The sequence below is a fragment of the Micromonospora musae genome (genome assembly GCF_003626635.1).
Classification (GTDB): Bacteria; Actinomycetota; Actinomycetes; order Mycobacteriales; family Micromonosporaceae; genus Micromonospora; species Micromonospora musae.
Genome location: NZ_RAZT01000006.1, coordinates 40859 through 58457, shown reverse-complemented (window position 1 = coordinate 58457; position 17599 = coordinate 40859). Strand labels below are relative to the sequence as shown.

The following is a 17599-nucleotide window of genomic DNA, read 5'->3' as shown; positions in this document are numbered from 1 at the left end:
GGCCTGACGTGAGCGGACACCCCTCAAGTACGGCCGCGCCTCTGTGTGCAGCCGGACGAGTAACGTCTCGGCGCATGAGGATTCTTGTCGTCGGTGCGGGCGCGACCGGAGGCTACTTCGGCGCCCAACTTCAGCAGGCCGGCCGAGACGTCACCTTCCTCGTCCGACCGAAGCGCGCCGATGTGCTCCACGAACGCGGACTGCGCATCACCGGCCTGGGGGCCGAGACGGTACTCACACCGCGGTTGTTGACCGCCGCCGAGATCGACGGACACTACGACGTCGTCCTCGTCTCCGTGAAGGCCACCGCGCTACCGGCGGCGCTCGACGACGTCGTCGCCGCGGTCGGCCCGCGCACCACGGTGGTTCCGTTCTTGAACGGAGTGGCGCACATGGACACGCTCAACGACCGGTTCACCTCGGATGCCGTGCTCGGAGGCGTCGTCCGCGTCCTCACCACACTCGACGCCGAGGGTGACATCGTCCGGCTGGGCACGCTGGCCGAGATCGTCATCGGCGAACAGCAAGGTGGCACGTCCCAGCGCGTCGAGCAGATCGCCGAAGCGCTCGCCGGCGCCGGCTTCGAATTCTCCGTATCGTCGGACATTCGCCGAGCCATGTGGCACAAGTGGGTCTTCATCAGCACGCTGGGCGCGCTGAACACGTTGGTCCGCGGTTCGGTGGGCAATGCGGCGGCGGTCCCGGGCGGCGAGGAACTCGGCCGGCAGATCGCGACCGAGGCCGCTGCCGTCGCCGCAGCGGCGGGCTATCCGGTGCCGAAGCAGGCCCTCGACAACGTGCGGGCGTTCGTCACCCGGCCCGGCTCGGTCGACACGGCCTCGCTCTACCGCGACCTGATCGCCCGGCAGCCGACCGAGGCCGAGCAGATCTTCGGCGACCTGACGGCGCGGGCCCGCGCGCTCGGCGTATCCACCCCGTTGTTGGATGCCACGACGGTTGCCCTACGCGTACACGAGCAGAGCCTCACCCGCGGGTAGGGGTCCCGTCGGTCGGGCGGGGGCGGAGTCCGTTGAGGGCGGTGGTCACGACGCTGTCGACGTACTGGGTGGTGAGGGGCCCGGTGCGTTGTAGCCACCGGTTGAGCACCGGTCCCCAGATCAGCTCCACTGCCACGTCGAGGTCGAGGTCCTCGGCGAGCTGGCCGGCCTGCTGAGCACTGCGCAGCCGTCGTCGCTTGGCCTCCTTCAAAGGCCCGTCCAGTCGTTCGGCGTACGCGGCGGCCAGCTCGGGATCGTGCGCGATCTCGGTCGCCAGCGCGCGCATCGGCTGGTCGTAGCGGCGATCGTTCAACTCCTCGATCGTGGCGCGTAGTACCGCGGTCAGGTCCGCTTCCAGGTCCCCGGTGTCGGGCAGTACCGGAGCCTCCCCGTCGCTGCCCTCACTGAGCATGAGGAAGGCATCGAAGATGACCGCGCCCTTCGACGGCCACCAGCGGTAGATGGTCTGCTTGCCGACGCCGGCGCGCGTGGCGATGCCCTCGATGCTGACTTTGGCGTAGCCGACCTCCTGCAGCAGGTCGAACGCGGCGGTGAGGATGGCGCGCCGCGAGGTCTCTCTCCGGCGGGCCGCGTTGGGCGTGGCTCTCTGCTGCGTCGTCATGCGTACAACCTAGCAAAGCCGAGACGGACCGTATCGTCTTGACGAGTGGATCGACCACGCCTACTCTCATCCCATCAGCGAGACGGACCGTCTCGTCTCATGCAGGATGGAGATCGACTGTGCGCACCTCACCCGCCCCGCGTACCTGGTTCATCACCGGCGCCAGCCGCGGCCTGGGCCGCGCGTTCGCCATCGCCGCGCTCGAACGCGGTGACCGGGTGGCCGCCGCCGCCCGGACCATCAGCCGGCACGACTTCGACGAGCGCCATGGTGACAGGCTCCTCGCCTTGACGCTCGACGTGACCGACCGGGCGGCGGTCTTCGCCGCCGTGGAAACCGCAGTCGAACACTTCGGGCGGCTCGACATCGTCGTCAACAACGCCGGCACCATGTCCATGGGCATGGTCGAAGAGTTCACCGAGGCTGAGGCGCGGGCGCAGTTCGAGGTCAACTTCTTCGGCGCGCTCTGGGTCGGCCAGGCCGTGCTGCCGCACCTGCGGGCCCAGCGGGCCGGCCACATCGTGCAGGTCTCCAGCATCGCCGCACTCGGTGGCTTCCCGAGCACCGGAATGTACAGCGCGAGCAAGTTCGCGCTGGAGGGCATGAGCGAGGCCCTCGCGATGGAGGCGGCGGCCTTCGGTGTCACCGTCAGCATCGTGCAGCCCGGCGGCTACTGGACCGACCTCTACACCAGCATGACCGCCACGACCCCCGCCGAGGCCTACGGTCCACTCCGTGCCGAGCTGGAGCGGCAGTGGGCCGAAGGCTCCATCGACAGCGAACCCCGCCTGGCCGCCGAGGCGCTGCTGAAACTGGTCGACAGCGACGAGCCGCCGCTGCGACTCCTGCTCGGCAGCATGGTGTACGACCTGGCGTTCGACATCTCCCGGCGGCGGATGGAGACCTGGGCGGGCTGGGAGCAGGTCAGCCGGGCCGCCGAGCATGCCGTCCCCGCCGCCGATGCGACACACTGACCTCACGACGTCCGGCCAGGCCACGGCATCACAACACCACCACCGACCCGGCTGCCCGCCCGAGCTCGTGGCGGGCGGCCGGGTCGGCGGCCGGCGACGCGTTGACGTGCGCGCTCCGGTTCTCCGACTCTCGGCTGTTCGTGGTCGTGGCGCTGGCCGCCGCGCTGCGTACCTGCCCCGACGGCCGAACGGCGCGCCGGGAGACGCGGCCGTGGCGCGCGATGTGGGCGCCTGGACGGCCGCCGAGGTGAACGCGCGAGGGCTACCGGCATCGACGGGATATGGTGCCCGCCGCCTTTGGAGCTGAATCGCCTACGACATCGGCTCGCGTGGGCGCGGCGTTCGGTGTCGCCAGCCGGGCCGGCTTCGTGGGCCCCGGCCCCCGGCCCCCTGTGAGGCGACGACGGGCACGGCGGAGCGTCAACGCCGAACCGCGGGCTCGCCGACTCGCCTGCGACATCAGCTCCAAAGGCTCCGCGCGCACCTGGCTAACGCGCCACCATCAGCCCCAAGGCCGTGCGACTCACGCGCCACCATCAGCCCTAGTCCGCGCGACTCGCCCGCCACCATCAGCCCCAAGCCGTGCGACTCACCCGGCACCATCAGGCCCAAAAGGCCGTGCGCCTCACCCGGCACCACCAGCCCCCCAAGGCCGTGCGACTCACCCGCCACATCAGCCCCAAGCGCCCCGTGCTCTGGCACGCCGCCAGGTAGCCCCGAGGCCCGCACGCACGCTGACACCTCCGCGACATCAGCTCCACAGCGATTGATCGCACCACGGTGGCATCACCTGGCATCACCACTCTTGCCAGTGGCATCACCGTGATGCCATACTGGCGTCATGGAGCTTGGTGTGTATGTGGATGCGGTCCGGCGTGATCTCGCGGTCGCGGCGGCGGCCGGCGGTGAAGAGGCCCAGGAACTCGGCGAGCGGCTCGTCGCGCCACTGGAGTCGGCGATCCGGCTCGCCCTGCTGGATGCGCTCTCCGAGGCGGCCACCGAGATCACCCGCGATCTCGCGCCCGGCTCGGTGGACCTGCGTCTGCGTAACCGGGAACCGAGCTTCGTCGTGACGCCACCGGCCGCCGAGCAGTGGGCCGACGAGACCGAGGGGGCTGCGGCACCCCCGCCCAACCCGCTGCCGCAGCCCCCCACCGACGGCGAGGACGAGGCGACCGTACGGATCAGCCTCCGCCTGCCGGAGAACCTCAAGGCCCGCGTCGAGCACGCAGCCGCCAGCGCCGGCGTCTCGATCAACACCTGGCTGATCCGAGCCGCGGCCGCCGCGGTCGACGCCCCCCACCAGCGGCCCGAGCCCGACAACCCCCGGCGCTCCGCCCCCGTCACCGGAGGGCAGCGCTTCACCGGCTGGGTGCGCTGACGCACCGGGCCCACCGACTACCCGAAAGGGGAGCACCATGCCTTCCTTCGACACCCCCGGCCCCATCTCGACATCCGTCGAACTCGTCGCCGGCGACGTCCGGATCAACGCCGGCCAGCGCTCCGACACCGTCGTACAGGTGCGGCCGGCCGACGAGTCCGACGACCGCGACGTGCGCGCGGCCGCACAGACCCGAGTGGAGTACGCCTCCGGCCGCCTCGTGGTACGCGGCCCCAAGCAGTCCGGCTTCGGCATCTTCAACAAGATCGGCTCCATCGAGGTGACCATCGACCTGCCAGCCGGCTCGGGCCTCGACGGGAAGCTGGGCGTCGGCGCCGTCAACTGCTCCGGCCCACTGGCCGACTGCCGGCTCAAGAGCGGCGCCGGTGACCTCCAGGTCGAGGACACCAGCGCACTGCGCCTGCACACCGGCTTCGGTGCGGCCATCGCCGAGAACGTGGCAGGCGACGCGGAGGTCACCACCGCCTCCGGCAAGCTCAGCGTCCGCGCCGTCGCCGGGCGGGCCGTACTGAAGAACGGCAACGGCGACACGTGGATCGGCGAGGCGGGCGGCGAGCTTCGCATCAATTCCGCCAACGGCCAGGTCGCCGCCGAACACACCGCCGGCCCCGTCACGGCCAACACCGCCAACGGTGACATCCGCATCGGTGAGCTGGTCCGCGGATCGGCGACGCTGCGAACCGCGGCCGGACGGATCGAGGTCGGCATCCGGCGCGGCACCGCGGCCCGACTCGACCTGCACACGCACTACGGCAAGGTTCGCAACGAACTGGAGTCCACCCCCGGCCCCGCCGACACGGACGAGAAGGCCGAGGTACGTGCCCGTACCGCATTCGGCGACATCATGATCCACCGCGCCTGAGCGACCCCACCACCGTTTGATCCGGTCGCGGGCTGGCGCCCGGACCGGCGATGACACGCGCCCTCGTACCCCGGTCCAGCCCCTCCGGCCCGACCGGCGATGGCACGCGCCCGAATCCCGAAACTCTTGAACATTGGAGGAGCAATGACGGTCACCACCGCCACGCGGCCGGCTATCTCAGTCTCCGGCCTCCGCAAGTCGTTCGGCGACAAGGTCGTCCTCGACGGCATCGACCTCGTGGTCACCGAAGGAACGGTCTTCTCGCTGCTCGGGCCCAACGGCGCGGGCAAGACCACCATGGTCCGCATCCTGTCCACCCTGGTGCCCGCCGGCGGCGGATCGATCCGGGTGGCCGGGCACGACCTCGCCAAGGAGCCCGACGCGGTACGCGCGGCGATCGGCGTCACCGGCCAGTTCTCCGCCGTCGACAACCTCCTCACCGGCGAGGAGAACCTCAAGCTGATGGCCGACCTGCACCACCTCGGACGCGTCGACGGCAGACGCCGCATCGCCCAGCTCGTCGAACGCTTCGACCTCGGCGAGATGGCCCGCAAGCCCGCCTCCGTCTACTCCGGCGGCATGCGGCGCCGCCTCGACCTGGCGATGACCCTCGTCGGCGAGCCGCGGCTGATCTTCCTCGACGAGCCCACCACCGGCCTCGACCCCCGCAGCCGGCACGCGATGTGGCAGATCATCCGCGGACTCGTCGCCGACGGCGTCACGATTTTCCTCACCACCCAGTACCTCGACGAGGCCGACCAACTCGCCGACCGGATCGCCGTCCTCGACCACGGCCGCATCGTCGTCGAGGGCACTCCCGACGAGCTCAAGAGCCGCATCCCGGGCGGGCACATCCTGCTGCGCTTCGGTGACCCGACCGCGCTGCACACCGCCGCCCGAGTGCTCGCCGCCGCGCAGATCGACGACGACGCCCTGACCCTGCAGGTTCCCAGCGACGGCGACGTGCGTTCGCTGCGCGCCGTGCTCGACCGACTCGATGACGCGCAGATCGAGGTCGACCGGCTCTCCATCCACACACCCGACCTGGACGACGTCTTCTTCGCCTTCACCGGCACACCCGTAACCGCCGCCACCGCCGACGCGACCACTGGGGGAAACCGATGACCAGCCTCGCCTACACCCTGACCGACTCGGCGACCATGTTCCGCCGGCAGCTACGCCACATCCAGCGATACCCCTCGCTGACCGGGATGCTGATCGGAATGCCCGTCGTCCTGCTGCTGCTCTTCGTCTACGTCTTCGGCGAGACGCTGGGCGCCGGACTGCCCGGCGGAGGCGGCGACCGCAGCGCGTACGTCAACTACCTGGTCCCCGGCCTCCTGCTCTTCGCGGCGTCCGGGGCCGCCCAGGGAACGGCCATCTCCATGGCGATGGACATGACGGAGGGGATCATCGATCGCTTCCGCACCATGGCCATCTCCCGCGCGTCCGTCCTGACCGGACACGTGCTCGGCAGCCTGCTGCAGACGGCGCTTTGCATGGCCGTCCTGCTCGGCGTCGCGCTGGCCATCGGATTCCGGCCCACCGCCACCCCGCTCGAGTGGCTCGCCGCCGCCGGTGTGCTCCTCGCCGCCGGATTCGCGCTGACCTGGCTCTCGGTCGCGCTCGGCCTCATCAGCGACAGCGTCGAGACCGCCAGCAACACGCCCATGTTCCTGATCCTGCTGCCCTTCCTGGGCAGCGGCTTCGTACCCACCGACACCATGCCGACCGTCCTGCGCTGGTTCGCCGACTACCAGCCCTTCACCCCGGTCACCGAGACGCTGCGCGGGCTGCTGCTCGGCTCGGGAATCGGCGCCAGCGCGCTCATCTCGCTGGCGTGGTGCGCGGTGATCTCGCTCCTCTCGTACCTCTGGGCCAAGCGCGCGTTCCGCCGCCGGGCCGCACGGTAGGTCGAGCGCGCGAGTGCGGGGCGGAACGCCGACGGCGTTCCGCCCCGCGCCGCCACGGACATCTGCGAGCGCCGTCAGACGAGGAGCAGGGTCTTACCTAGAGCGCGCCGGGCCTCGATCATGGCGTGCGCCTCGGCCGCGCGCTCCAGCGCGAAGGTCTGCCCGATGACCGGCCGCACCCGGCCCGCCGCCGCCTCGGAGAGCACCTGCTCGGCCCACCGCTGCTTGTGCGGCACGAAGCCGAAGAGCTGCTCGATGCCGAGCACCCGCACTCCGCGCCGCCGGGCCTCGGCCGGGTCGATCGCCGTCGCCCGGCCACTGGCCGCGCCATGCACCGAGAAGCGGCCGCCCTCCGCCGTCACCTCGAACGCGGCCCGGCCGACCTCCCCACCCACCCCGTCGAAGACCACGTCGGGACCAGCGCCCCCGGTCGCCTCGACCACCTGCTTAGCCCACCCCGGCTCGGAGTAGTCGACCGTCGCCTCCCCGCCCAACTCCCGGGCCAGATCCAGCTTCCGACGGCCACGGGCCGCCGCCACGACCCGGGCGCCGGCCGACCGAGCCAGCTGCACCAAGAGGCTGCCGACACCGCCACCCGCCGCCTCGACCAGCACCCACTCGCCGGGACGGATCCCGGCTCCCTCCACCAGCCCCAGCGCGGTGCTTCCGTCCGGGAGCAGGGCGCAGGCCTCCGGCAGGCCGAGCCCCTCCGGCACCGCGACGAGGTCCTCGACCGTGGCCACCGCCTGCTCGGCAAAACCGCCGCTCCCGCCGGTGCCCGCGATCACCCGCCGTCCCCACCAGCCCGGATCAACACCCGCGCCGACAGTTCGCACCCGGCCGCCCACCACACCGCCCGGCACGTACGGCAACTCAGGTCGGTCGTGCCACTTGTCGGTACCCCGCCGGATCTGCGTCTCCACGAAGGTGATGCCCGCGACGGACACGTCGACGACGACCTGACCCGCTCCGGCCACCGGATCGGGCACCTCGCCGGGCACCAGCACCTCGGGACCTCCGAACCGGGTCACCTGCACTACCCGCATACCGATCACTCTCCTGTACGTGGCTCGTCGCACCGCGACACAAGGAGTGTTCGACCTCAACCGGCGTTGAAGTCAACCGGCGACGACCCCACGGATCGTCCGACCGGACGCGACGTGTCGGGCATACCGTCGAGAGCTGCCCGCCGGATCGACGACCACTGCCGAGGCGCGGGGATTTCGCCGACAGCGTAGGTTTTCTGCCGCTGGCTAACCGCCCTGGTGACGAGCCCGCTACGCATGTTTCAGTGCCCGCATGAACATCTTTGTACTCGGCGGCACGGCCTGGCTCGGCCGCGAGGTGGCCCGGCAGGCGGTGCGGCGGGGCGATGCGGTGACCTGCCTCGCCCGGGGTGAGAGCGGGCAGGTGGCCGACGGGACGACCCTCGTCCGCGCCGACCGGCGGCAGCCGGACGCCTACGACGAGCTGCTCGACCGCGACTGGGACGCCGTCGTGGAGGTGTCCTGGCAGCCGGGCTTCGTCCGAGGCGCGCTACGGTCGCTCGCCGAGCGCGCCCGGCACTGGACGTACGTCTCCTCCGGCAACGTCTACGCCTCCCAGGCCACCCCCGGTGCGGACGAGTCCGCGCAGCTGATGCCGCCGACCGAGCTGGACGTCGTCACCCGCGAGCAGTACGGCGAGGCCAAGTCGGCGTGCGAGCAGGCGTCGGTGTCCGCGCTCGGTGACCGCTTGCTGATCGCCCGGGCCGGACTGATCGGGGGGCCGGGGGACCACAGCGACCGCACCGGCTACTGGCCGGCCCGCGCCGCCCGTGACCCGCAGAGCCCGATGCTGGTCCCGGCCACCTCCGACCAACCGACGCAGGTCATCGACGTCCGCGACCTCGCCGCCTGGCTGCTCGACTCGGCCCGGGACGGGATCACCGGGACCTACAACGCCGTCGGTCCGATCGTCCCCTTCGCCGAGTGGGTCGAGCTGTGCCGGGTGGCGGCGGGGCACAGCGGACCGCTGGTCACCGCCGATCCGGCCTGGCTGCTGGAGCAGGGCGTGGCGGAGTACATGGGCCCGGAGTCGCTGCCGATGTGGCTGGTCGAGCCGGGATGGGAGGGCTGGTCCGCCCGCAGCGGCGAGGCCGCCGCCCGCGCCGGGCTACGGCACCGGCCGCGCAGCGAGCTGATCGCGGACACGCTGGCCTGGGAGCGGGAGCAGGGGCTCGACCGTACGCGGCGGGCCGGGCTGAGCGCCGAGCGTGAACGCGCGCTGCTCACCGCGCTGCGGTGACGTCCGCTCGTGGTCAGGTGACGTCCGCTCACCGGTCAGCGGCAGAGCGTCCGCCGCCGGTCATGGGCGGCCCGATGGGCCGGATCCGCTAGCGCGCGGCGAGCCGCTCCATCAGGGCGGCGCTGCGCGCCAGCACCTCCCGCTCCTCGGCGGTGAGCTCGGCCTCGATGGCCTGGGCGAGCCAGCCGGCCCTTCGGCTGCGCTCCGCGTCGAGTGCGTCGCGTCCCGCGGGGGAGAGCTCGACCAGGGACTTGCGGCCGTCGGTGGGGTGCGCCCGGCGGGCGACCAGGCCCTGCTCCATGAGGAGCCCGACCGCGCGGGCCATGGACTGCGGGCGTACGCGCTGGTCGGCGGCGAGATCGCTGGTGGTCATGGCGCCATCACGGTCGAGCGTGCCGAGCACGGCGACCTGGCCGAGCGGAATTCGGTCCTCGTGCCGCACGCGCCGAGTGAGCTTACCCATCGCGGTACGCAGTTCGGTGGCGACGTTGGCGGATTCCGGGGCGGGCATAGGGCACTTTAACGCCCGTCAACCTGCGAGCCCGCGCACCCTGACCTGCGCAACTCACCTCTACAGCAATGCTGAACAGCATTGCTGTAGAGTTCGCTCCGCCGTGGCACGCGCCAGCGCTGTCGCAGCAGGGCCGCGGCGTGCCACAACGGGAAGGAACTCCCCGTGTCAAAGGCAGTTGCGCAAACCGCCATCCAGTCCGTCACCGCCCGATCGGTCCTCGACAGCCGCGGCAACCCCACGGTCGAGGCCGACGTCCTCCTCGCCGACGGCTCCCTCGGGCGCGCCGCAGTTCCGTCCGGCGCCTCCACCGGCGCACGCGAAGCCGTGGAACTGCGCGACGGAAACGCCGAGCGTTGGCACGGCAGAGGCGTCGACCGGGCCGTCGCCCACGTCAACGGCGAGATCGCGCAGACGGTCGTGGGGCGCGACGCCGACGACCAGGCGGGCCTGGACGCAGCGCTCGTCGCGCTCGACGGCACGAGCGACAAGTCCCGGCTCGGAGCCAACGCCCTGCTCGCCGTCTCTCTCGCCACCGCCAAGGCCGCCGCGGCCGCCCACCGCCAGCCGCTCTACCGCTACCTCGGCGGCGCCGACGCCCGACTGCTCCCGCTGCCGATGATGAACATCATCAACGGCGGTGCCCACGCCGACAACCCGTTGGACTTCCAGGAGCTCATGATCGCGCCGGTGGGCGCGAAGACCTTCGCTCAGGCTGTTCGGATGGGCTCCGAGGTCTTCCACACGCTACGTCGCGACCTGTTGTCCGCCGGGCACTCCACAGGTGTCGGCGACGAGGGCGGCTTCGCGCCCGCGCTGCGCACCGCGGAAGAGGCGCTGGACTTCGTCCTGGCCGCCATCGAGCGCACCGGATACCGCCCCGGCGCGGACATCGGCCTGGTCATGGACCCGGCGTCGTCGGAGTTCTTCCAGGACGGCACGTACGTGTACACGGGCGAAGGGGTGCGGCGCACGCCGAGCGAGCACGCGGACTACCTGGCCAAGCTGATCGACTCGTACCCGATCGTCTCCGTCGAGGACCCAATGGCTGAGAACGACCTGGACGGCTGGCGCGAGCTGACCGCCCGCGTCGGCGACCGCTGCCAGCTCACCGGCGACGACGTGTTCTGCACCAACGAGAATCTGCTGCGCGAGGGAATCCGCACGGGCGTCGGCAACTCGATCCTGGTGAAGGTGAATCAGATCGGCACCCTGACCGAGGCCTTGGCAGCGGTCACCACCGCACACCGCGCGGGCTGGACCGTCGTCATGTCGCACCGCTCCGGCGAGACGGAGGACACCACGATCGCGGACCTGGCGGTGGCGACGGGCTGCGGCCAGATCAAGACCGGCTCACTGTCGCGCTCGGACCGCACGGCGAAGTACAACCAACTCATCAGGATCGAGGAGGAGTTGGGCGCCTCGGCACGGTACGCGGGCGGGTCCGTACTGCGGAAGGCCTGATCGCCCGGTCGATCAGGCGGACCAGCGACCGCAGCCGGCCGACGATGCCGGCTGCGGTCGCTGCGCGCCCGAGCGGCGTTCGTGCCGTCGAGCAGGCAGCTTTCCGTCGCTCGTACCAAAGTTCTGCATGCTCTGGCGGAAGTTAGAGATCAACGTCTATTTCATTCCGGTGGCGCAGCCGTTACCGTGAGTCAGTCCATGATTCGGCGACCATGGATGAGCAGGTCAACGCCCCTACGGATGTAAGCAACCGACGTTGAGGCTCCGGTCACGACGTACGGCGTCCCGTGCGCACCCCGATCCGGCCGACACCCGAAGACCAGACGATCCGGGTGACGGTCCAGCGCGGGGATTGAAACGATCCAGCAGGCGGCCAGGCCGCCGGAGAGGACGACCATGCCCACCACCGAACCCGAACTCCCCCAGGACCCGGCGGTACGCCGCAAGCTCACCCGTCGTGGCATCCTCGCCGCCTCGGCCGGCGCCGCCGCGGCGCTCGGCGCGGTCGGTATGAACGTGCTCCAGACCAACCAACCGGCGATCGCCCACGGCCAGCTCCGGGCCGAGCCCCTGATCCCGACCCGCAATCGCGGCATCATCCTCTACAGCGTCCGCGACCGGATCACCGCCGCCCCGGACGACAGCGGCGTGCCGTACGGATTCGAACGGGTCCTCGCCCGACTCGCCGAACTCGGCTACAAGGAGATCGAGTTCGCCGGCTACACCCAGCACAGCTCGATCCTCGGCCGGCAGATCACCCCGGCCGAGATCCGCAAGATCCTCGACGACAACGGGTTGGTCGCCAACGGCTGCCACGTCTCCATCAACCCGGCCACGTTCGAGGAGCAGATGGATATCGCCGAGACGCTCGGCATGAAGAACCTCGGCACCGGCAGCGACCCCACCAACTCCAGCTACACCGCCGACTGGGACGCCGCCGCCGACGTCTGGAACGACCTGGGCCGCCAGGCCCGCAAGCGCGGGCTGCGCCTCTACACCCACAACCACGACGCCGCGTACTCGTTCCTGCTCGACGCCGGGCCGCTGGACGCCAACGGCCGGCCCACCCGCTCCTCCGGCACCCGACGCCTGGAGTACTTCTTCCGCAGGACCGACCCGCGCTACGTCTTCTTCGAGCTCGACATCTACTGGGCGTACGTGGCCCGGTTCAAGCACCAGAAGTACGTCGACCGGTACGGCCACGAGCGCACCGACCTCTTCGACCCGATCCTCAACGTCGTCAACCAGAGCAAGCGGTTCCCGCTCTTCCACGCCAAGGACGGCAACCGCAACAGCGCTCTGGCCAACGGCCACGAGATGGTGCCCTTCGGCGAGGGCGACATCAACTTCCAACAGTTCTTCCAGACCATCGGCGACCCGGACTTCCGCCACGCCAACTGGGAGCAGGACAACGCCCCCGGCGGCACGACGAACCCCGGCCAGTCGCTGGACTTCGCGGCACTCAGCTACACCAACATGTCCGAGATGACGATCTACCGCCGCTGACCGCCGGGTCGGGCGCGGCGGCGCGCGCCCGGCCTCCCGGCACCACTCGGAATCCACCCCCCGACCCCGGAGGAGACATGGCACGACCCCTGCGTCGCCGGGTGGCCATCCTGGCCGCCGCCGCCCTCGCCATTCCCGCCGCCGCGCCCGACCCCACCCCCACCGTCGCGCCGAGCGCCGAGAACCTCGGCGTCGAGAACGGCCCCGCGGCCCTACGCTCCGCGGTACGCGCACCGCAGAGCTACCGGGTGCTCGTCTTCACCAAGACCGCCGGGCAGCGCCGGGCCTCCATCCCGGACGGTGTGGCGAGCATCCGCGCCCTCGCCCAGGCCAACGGCTTCACGGCGACCGTGACCCAGGACGCCGGCGCGTTCACCGCCGCCAATCTCGCCAAGTTCCGGGCGGTGGTGTTCCTGAACACCACCGGCGACGTCCTCAACCCCGGCCAGCAGGGCGCGTTCGAAAGCTACGTCACCGCCGGCGGCGGGTACGTCGGCGTGCACGCCGCCGCCGAGACCGAGCCGGACTGGCCGTTCTACCAGAGCCTCGTCGGCGCGAAGGTCGCCTCGACCAGCGGGGTCGAGCCGGGCAACGTCGACGTCGCCGACCGGGCGCACCCCTCGACCGAGACCGTGCCGCGCACGTTGACCCTGACCGAGGAGTGGTACAACTTCACCGCCAACGTACGGGGTCAGTCGCACGTGCTCGCCACGGCCGACGAGAAGAGCTTCGCCGGCGGGACGATGGGCTACGACCACCCGATCAGCTGGTGCAAGGACTACCAGGGCGGCCGCTCGTGGTACACGGGGCTCGGTCACTCCATCGAGACGTACCGGGCCAACGCCTTCAAGAAGCACCTGCTCGGCGGCATCCAGTGGGCAGCAGGTGTGGTCGAGGGCGACTGCGGCGCCACCGTGCTCGGCAACTACGAGAAGGTCACCCTCAACGACGAGCCGGGCGAACCCATGTCCCTGGCCGTCCTGCCCGACGGCCGGGTCCTGCACAACACCCGCGGCGGCCAGGTGCGCCTCTACGACCCGGAGAGCGGCGCCAGCCCGGTCATCACCACGATCCCCGTCTACACCCACGACGAGGACGGTCTGCAGACCATCTCGATCGACCCCGACTTCGCCACCAACAAGTGGGTCTACGTCTACTACTCACCACGGTTGAACACCCCCGTCGACAACCCGGCCACGCCGGGCGTCAACGAGGGTGACGCCCCGGCCACGAGCACCGACCCGACCGTCTGGGACAAGTTCAAGGGCTACAACCAACTGTCCCGGGTGAAGTTCGTCGAGACTCCGACGCCACACCTGGACATGACGACCGAACAGCAGATCCTCCGCGTCGACGTGGACCGGGGCATCTGCTGCCACGTCGCCGGCAAGGTGAAGTTCGACGGCAAGGGCAACCTGTACCTGATCACCGGTGACGACACGAACGCCGGCGGCTCGGACGGTTTCGCCCCGATCAACGAGTCGCCGACGCAGGGCCCCGGGTACGACGCGCAGCGCTCCTCGGGCAACACCAACGACCTGCGCGGCAAGGTGCTGCGGATCAAGGTCAAGCCCAACGGGACGTACACCAGCCCGGCCGGGAACCTCTTCCCCGAGACGCAGGACCACGACGACAAGACCCGACCCGAGATCTTCCTGATGGGGCTGCGCAACCCGTTCCGGTTCGACGTGGACGACGCCGGCCGGGTGTACGTGGCCGACTACTCGCCGGACAGCCGTACGTCCAACCCCACCCGAGGACCGGAGGGGACCGGCCGCTGGTTCGCCACCGACAAGGCCGGCAACTACGGCTGGCCGTACTGCTACTCACCGAGCCTGGCCTACGTCGACTTCGACTTCGTGACCCGCACCTCCGGGCAGCCGTTCAACTGCGGCGCCCCGGTCAACGACTCGCCCCGCAACACCGGCCGCAGCGTCCTGCCGGCCGTCCAGCAACCCCAGTTCTGGTACACGTACGAGAACCGGACCCCCTGCGCGAGCGCCTACCTGGAGACCCCGCCGATCGCCTGCGACTTCAAGTGGCCGGTCATCGGCACCGGTGGCGTCGGCCCGCACGGCGGACCGATCTACACCTACGACCCGGAGAGCACCTCGGCCACGAAGTTCCCCGAGTACTACCAGAACGCGGTGGTCTTCGGAGAGTTCACCCGGGACAAGCTCTTCATGATGCGCACCGACGGCCGGGGCAACCTGGTCGGCGTCGAACAGTTCCTGCCCGGGTTCGTTTTCGACAACCCGATGGAGATGGAGTTCGGCCCCGACGGCAGCCTCTACCTCCTGGAGTACGGCGACGGCTTCTTCAACGCCAACCCCGACGCCCAGCTCTCGGTGATCCGGTACGTCAAGGGCACCCGGTCACCCGTCGCGGTGCTCAACGCCACCCCCACCTCCGGCCAGGCGCCCCTGACCGTCCAGTTCTCGGCGGCCGGTTCGCACGACCCGGACCCGGGTGAGTCCATCTCCTACGCCTGGGACTTCACCAGCGATGGCACCGTCGACTCGGCGGACCCGACCGTCTCCCACACCTACACCGGCAACGGGACCTACACGGCACGCCTCACGGTCACCGACTCCAGCGGGAAGACCGCCGTACTGACCAGGGAGATCACCGTCGGCAACACCGCTCCGACGGTGACCGTCACCGCCCCGGTCAACGGCACCTTCTTCAACTGGGGCGACCAGATTCCCTACACCGTCGAGGTCACCGACCCGGAGGACGGGCCGGTCGACTGCTCCCGGGTCACGGTGACCTTCGTCCTCGGCCACGACACCCACGGTCACCCGGACAGCTCCACCACCGGCTGCACGGGAGTGCTCCAGTCACCGGCCGACGGCGCCGACCACGCCGGCGGTTACCTCTACGGCGGTATCACCGCCTCCTACACCGACCTCGGCGGCGGCGGTCAACCGGCGCTGACCACCGTCGGTCAGGCGATCATCCAGGTGCCCCGGCAGCAGGCCGAGTTCGCCCAGATCCAGCAGGGCGTGACCGTCGCGAACACCGGTGACACCGGCGGCGGCCAGCACCTCAGCGGCCTCGATCCGGGCGACCACATCGCCTTCGACCCGATCAACGTCGGCGACGCCACCGCCGTCACCTTCCGGTACGCGGGCGGCTCGGCAGCGACCGCGGGCACTCCGCGCGCCGCCGTCGAGCTGCGGGTCGGCTCGCCGACCGGTCCGCTGGTCGCCACGGCTGTACTGAACGCCACCACCGGCAACAACGCCTGGTCCAGCCAGACCGTGCCGGTCAGTTACCCGGCCGGAGGACACCGTCTCTACCTCGTCTTCCAGTCGGTGAGCGGGGGACCGGCGACCGGCCTGGGCAACCTGAACTGGGTCGAGTTCACCCCGTAAGCCCCGTGACGGCGGCTCCCGGCCCTCCCGCCGGGAGCCGCCACCACGACCGGCGCGGCGTGAACCCGCGGCTCGACCGAGCAGCGGCGACCACCCGCCCGAACGCCCGAGCCCGCCCGAACGGATCCGAACGACCCCGAACGCGCCAACCCCGCCCGGCCGGTGAATGCGCGGCTACCGTCGGCACCGACTGCCGTCACGGCAGCCGGCGGCGGGCAGGACGGGGGCCGGGATGACCGAGCGGGCCGCGACGTACAGAGAGGTGTTCGCGGTACGCGAGTACCGCTACCTCTTCGCGGCGTACCTGCTCTCCCTCGCCGGTGACCAGCTCACGGCGGTCACCGTCGCGTACCTCGTCTACACCGGCACCGGCTCGGCGGCGCTGGCGGCGGCCGCGTACGCCAGCTCCTACCTGGCCTGGCTCACCGGCGGACCGCTGCTCTCCGGCCTCGCCGACCGGTTCCCGCGGCGGCGGGTCCTGATCGTCTGCGACCTCGCACGCGCGGCGCTGATCCCGCTGGCGGCGTTGCCGGGCCTCGCCGCGCCCGCCCTGGTGGTGCTGCTCTTCGCGGTCAACCTGCTCCGGCCGCCGTTCGTGGCCGCGCGAGCCGCGTTGATGCCCGAGGTGCTCGACGGCGACCGCTACCCGGTGGCCAACGGCGTGGACAACATCTGCGCCCAGATCGTGCAGGTGGTGGGCTTCGCCGTCGGCGGAAGCCTGGTGGCGTTGCTGTCGCTGCGCGGTGCGCTGCTGGTGGACGCCGCCACCTTCCTGCTCTCCGCGCTCCTGATCGTGATCGGTGTCCGCAGCCGCCCCGCGCCAAGCCTGTCGCCGAGCCCGGCCCGCCCCGGCCGAGCCGCCGGTCTGCGGGTCATCTCCACCGACGCGCGGCTGCGCGCCTACGTGCTCGTCCTCTGGATCGGCAGCTCCTTCACCTACGCCGCCGAGGGGCTGATGGCGCCGCTGGCCGACCAGTACGGCGGCGGTCCCGGCACCGTCGGACTACTGCTGGCGGCGGCGCCGACCGGCATGGCCCTCGGCGGAGTCGCCCTCACCCGGTTCTGCCCACCGGCGGCACGGGCGCGACTGATCCTGCCGCTGGCCGTGCTCTCCACCGGCGTGCTCACGGTGGTCTGGCTCGTCCCGCCGCTCTGGCTGGTCCTGTCCCTGCTGGTGCTGGCCGGCGCGGCGAGCGCCTTCGCGATCCCGCTGAACGCGCTCTTCGGTCGGGCCGTGCCGGCGCAGTACCGGGGACGCGCGTTCGGCGTGGCCATCACCGGCCTGGCCGGATTCCAGGGGATGGCGATGGTGCTGGCAGGCCTGGCCGCCGACCGTTGGCCGGCCACCACCGTCATCGGGTCCAGCGGGCTCTCCGGCGCGCTGCTGGTTCTCGCCATCACCCCGCTCTGGCCCCGTCGGCGAGCCGACAGACCGGTGACGAGCGAGGCGTCGCTCGAACGACTTCGAACAACCTCGATCGCCGGCAGCCCTGTCGCCGAGGGCAGCGGCGGCCGACGCTGAAGTGACCGGGCGGACACGGGGGCCGCCCCGACGGAGGGAGGGCGAGCCATGCGCAGCGTCGGCAAGCGCGGCGTCAGCTGGACCTGACCCCAACACTCCATCACCTCGGCGATCTCCTCCAGCCCACCCTCATCGCCGGAGGAGGTCGGCGGCACTGACGAG

General features: G+C 71.1%; 14 protein-coding genes. 11 read left to right on the top strand and 3 right to left on the bottom strand.

The window, feature by feature from the left end; translation table 11 throughout:
* The first annotated feature begins 8 nt into the window (after positions 1–8).
* Positions 9–998, top strand: a complete 990-nt coding sequence (locus D7044_RS12915) for a ketopantoate reductase family protein (protein WP_233564967.1) — start codon at positions 9–11, stop codon at positions 996–998.
* On the opposite strand, the gene D7044_RS12910 is transcribed toward D7044_RS12915, so the two are convergent.
* Complete coding sequence (locus D7044_RS12910) at positions 985–1620, bottom strand: TetR/AcrR family transcriptional regulator (RefSeq protein WP_120688981.1); 636 nt, start codon at positions 1618–1620, stop codon at positions 985–987. The two genes, D7044_RS12915 and D7044_RS12910, sit on opposite strands and share 14 nt — an antisense overlap.
* A 119-nt stretch (positions 1621–1739) precedes the next feature.
* On the opposite strand from D7044_RS12910, the gene D7044_RS12905 reads away from it, so the two are divergent.
* From D7044_RS12905 to D7044_RS12880, 5 genes are all read left to right on the top strand, one after another.
* Complete coding sequence (locus D7044_RS12905) at positions 1740–2594, top strand: SDR family oxidoreductase (protein WP_120688980.1); 855 nt, start codon at positions 1740–1742, stop codon at positions 2592–2594.
* Between the two features lie 841 nt (positions 2595–3435).
* Complete coding sequence (locus D7044_RS12895) at positions 3436–3975, top strand: toxin-antitoxin system HicB family antitoxin (protein WP_120675797.1); 540 nt, start codon at positions 3436–3438, stop codon at positions 3973–3975.
* 37 nt (positions 3976–4012) lie between these two features.
* Positions 4013–4858 (top strand): DUF4097 family beta strand repeat-containing protein, encoded by an 846-nt coding sequence (locus tag D7044_RS12890; RefSeq protein WP_120688978.1) that lies wholly within the window; start codon positions 4013–4015, stop codon positions 4856–4858.
* Positions 4859–5002: 144 nt separating this feature from the next.
* The gene (locus tag D7044_RS12885; protein WP_120688977.1) at positions 5003–5983 is read left to right on the top strand and encodes an ATP-binding cassette domain-containing protein; all 981 of its coding nucleotides are present in this window, start codon (positions 5003–5005) and stop codon (positions 5981–5983) included.
* Positions 5980–6771: an ABC transporter permease gene (locus D7044_RS12880; protein WP_120688976.1), complete on the top strand. Its 792-nt coding sequence runs from the start codon at positions 5980–5982 to the stop codon at positions 6769–6771. Before D7044_RS12885 ends, D7044_RS12880 begins: the two co-directional genes overlap by 4 nt.
* Before the next feature lie 74 nt (positions 6772–6845).
* On the opposite strand, the gene D7044_RS12875 is transcribed toward D7044_RS12880, so the two are convergent.
* Entirely contained in the window at positions 6846–7817 is a 972-nt protein-coding gene (locus D7044_RS12875) for a zinc-binding dehydrogenase (protein ID WP_120676699.1), read from the bottom strand.
* Between the two features lie 253 nt (positions 7818–8070).
* On the opposite strand from D7044_RS12875, the gene D7044_RS12870 reads away from it, so the two are divergent.
* A complete protein-coding gene (locus D7044_RS12870; protein WP_120688975.1) occupies positions 8071–9057 on the top strand; it encodes an NAD-dependent epimerase/dehydratase family protein in 987 nt (328 codons plus the stop codon).
* Positions 9058–9145: 88 nt separating this feature from the next.
* Here the strand turns inward: D7044_RS12870 and D7044_RS12865 are convergent, their stop codons facing one another.
* Complete coding sequence (locus tag D7044_RS12865) at positions 9146–9568, bottom strand: MarR family winged helix-turn-helix transcriptional regulator (RefSeq protein WP_120675808.1); 423 nt, start codon at positions 9566–9568, stop codon at positions 9146–9148.
* A 165-nt stretch (positions 9569–9733) separates the two neighbouring features.
* On the opposite strand from D7044_RS12865, the gene eno reads away from it, so the two are divergent.
* From eno to D7044_RS12845, 4 genes are all read left to right on the top strand, one after another.
* Complete coding sequence (eno, locus tag D7044_RS12860) at positions 9734–11032, top strand: phosphopyruvate hydratase (RefSeq protein ID WP_120688974.1); 1299 nt, start codon at positions 9734–9736, stop codon at positions 11030–11032.
* A 396-nt stretch (positions 11033–11428) separates the two neighbouring features.
* Positions 11429–12538 (top strand): sugar phosphate isomerase/epimerase family protein, encoded by a 1110-nt coding sequence (locus D7044_RS12855; RefSeq protein ID WP_120688973.1) that lies wholly within the window; start codon positions 11429–11431, stop codon positions 12536–12538.
* 77 nt (positions 12539–12615) lie between these two features.
* Entirely contained in the window at positions 12616–15915 is a 3300-nt protein-coding gene (locus D7044_RS12850) for a ThuA domain-containing protein (protein ID WP_147434645.1), read from the top strand.
* A gap of 232 nt (positions 15916–16147) precedes the next feature.
* A complete protein-coding gene (locus D7044_RS12845; RefSeq protein WP_158609983.1) occupies positions 16148–17437 on the top strand; it encodes an MFS transporter in 1290 nt (429 codons plus the stop codon).
* Positions 17438–17599: the final 162 nt, after the last annotated feature.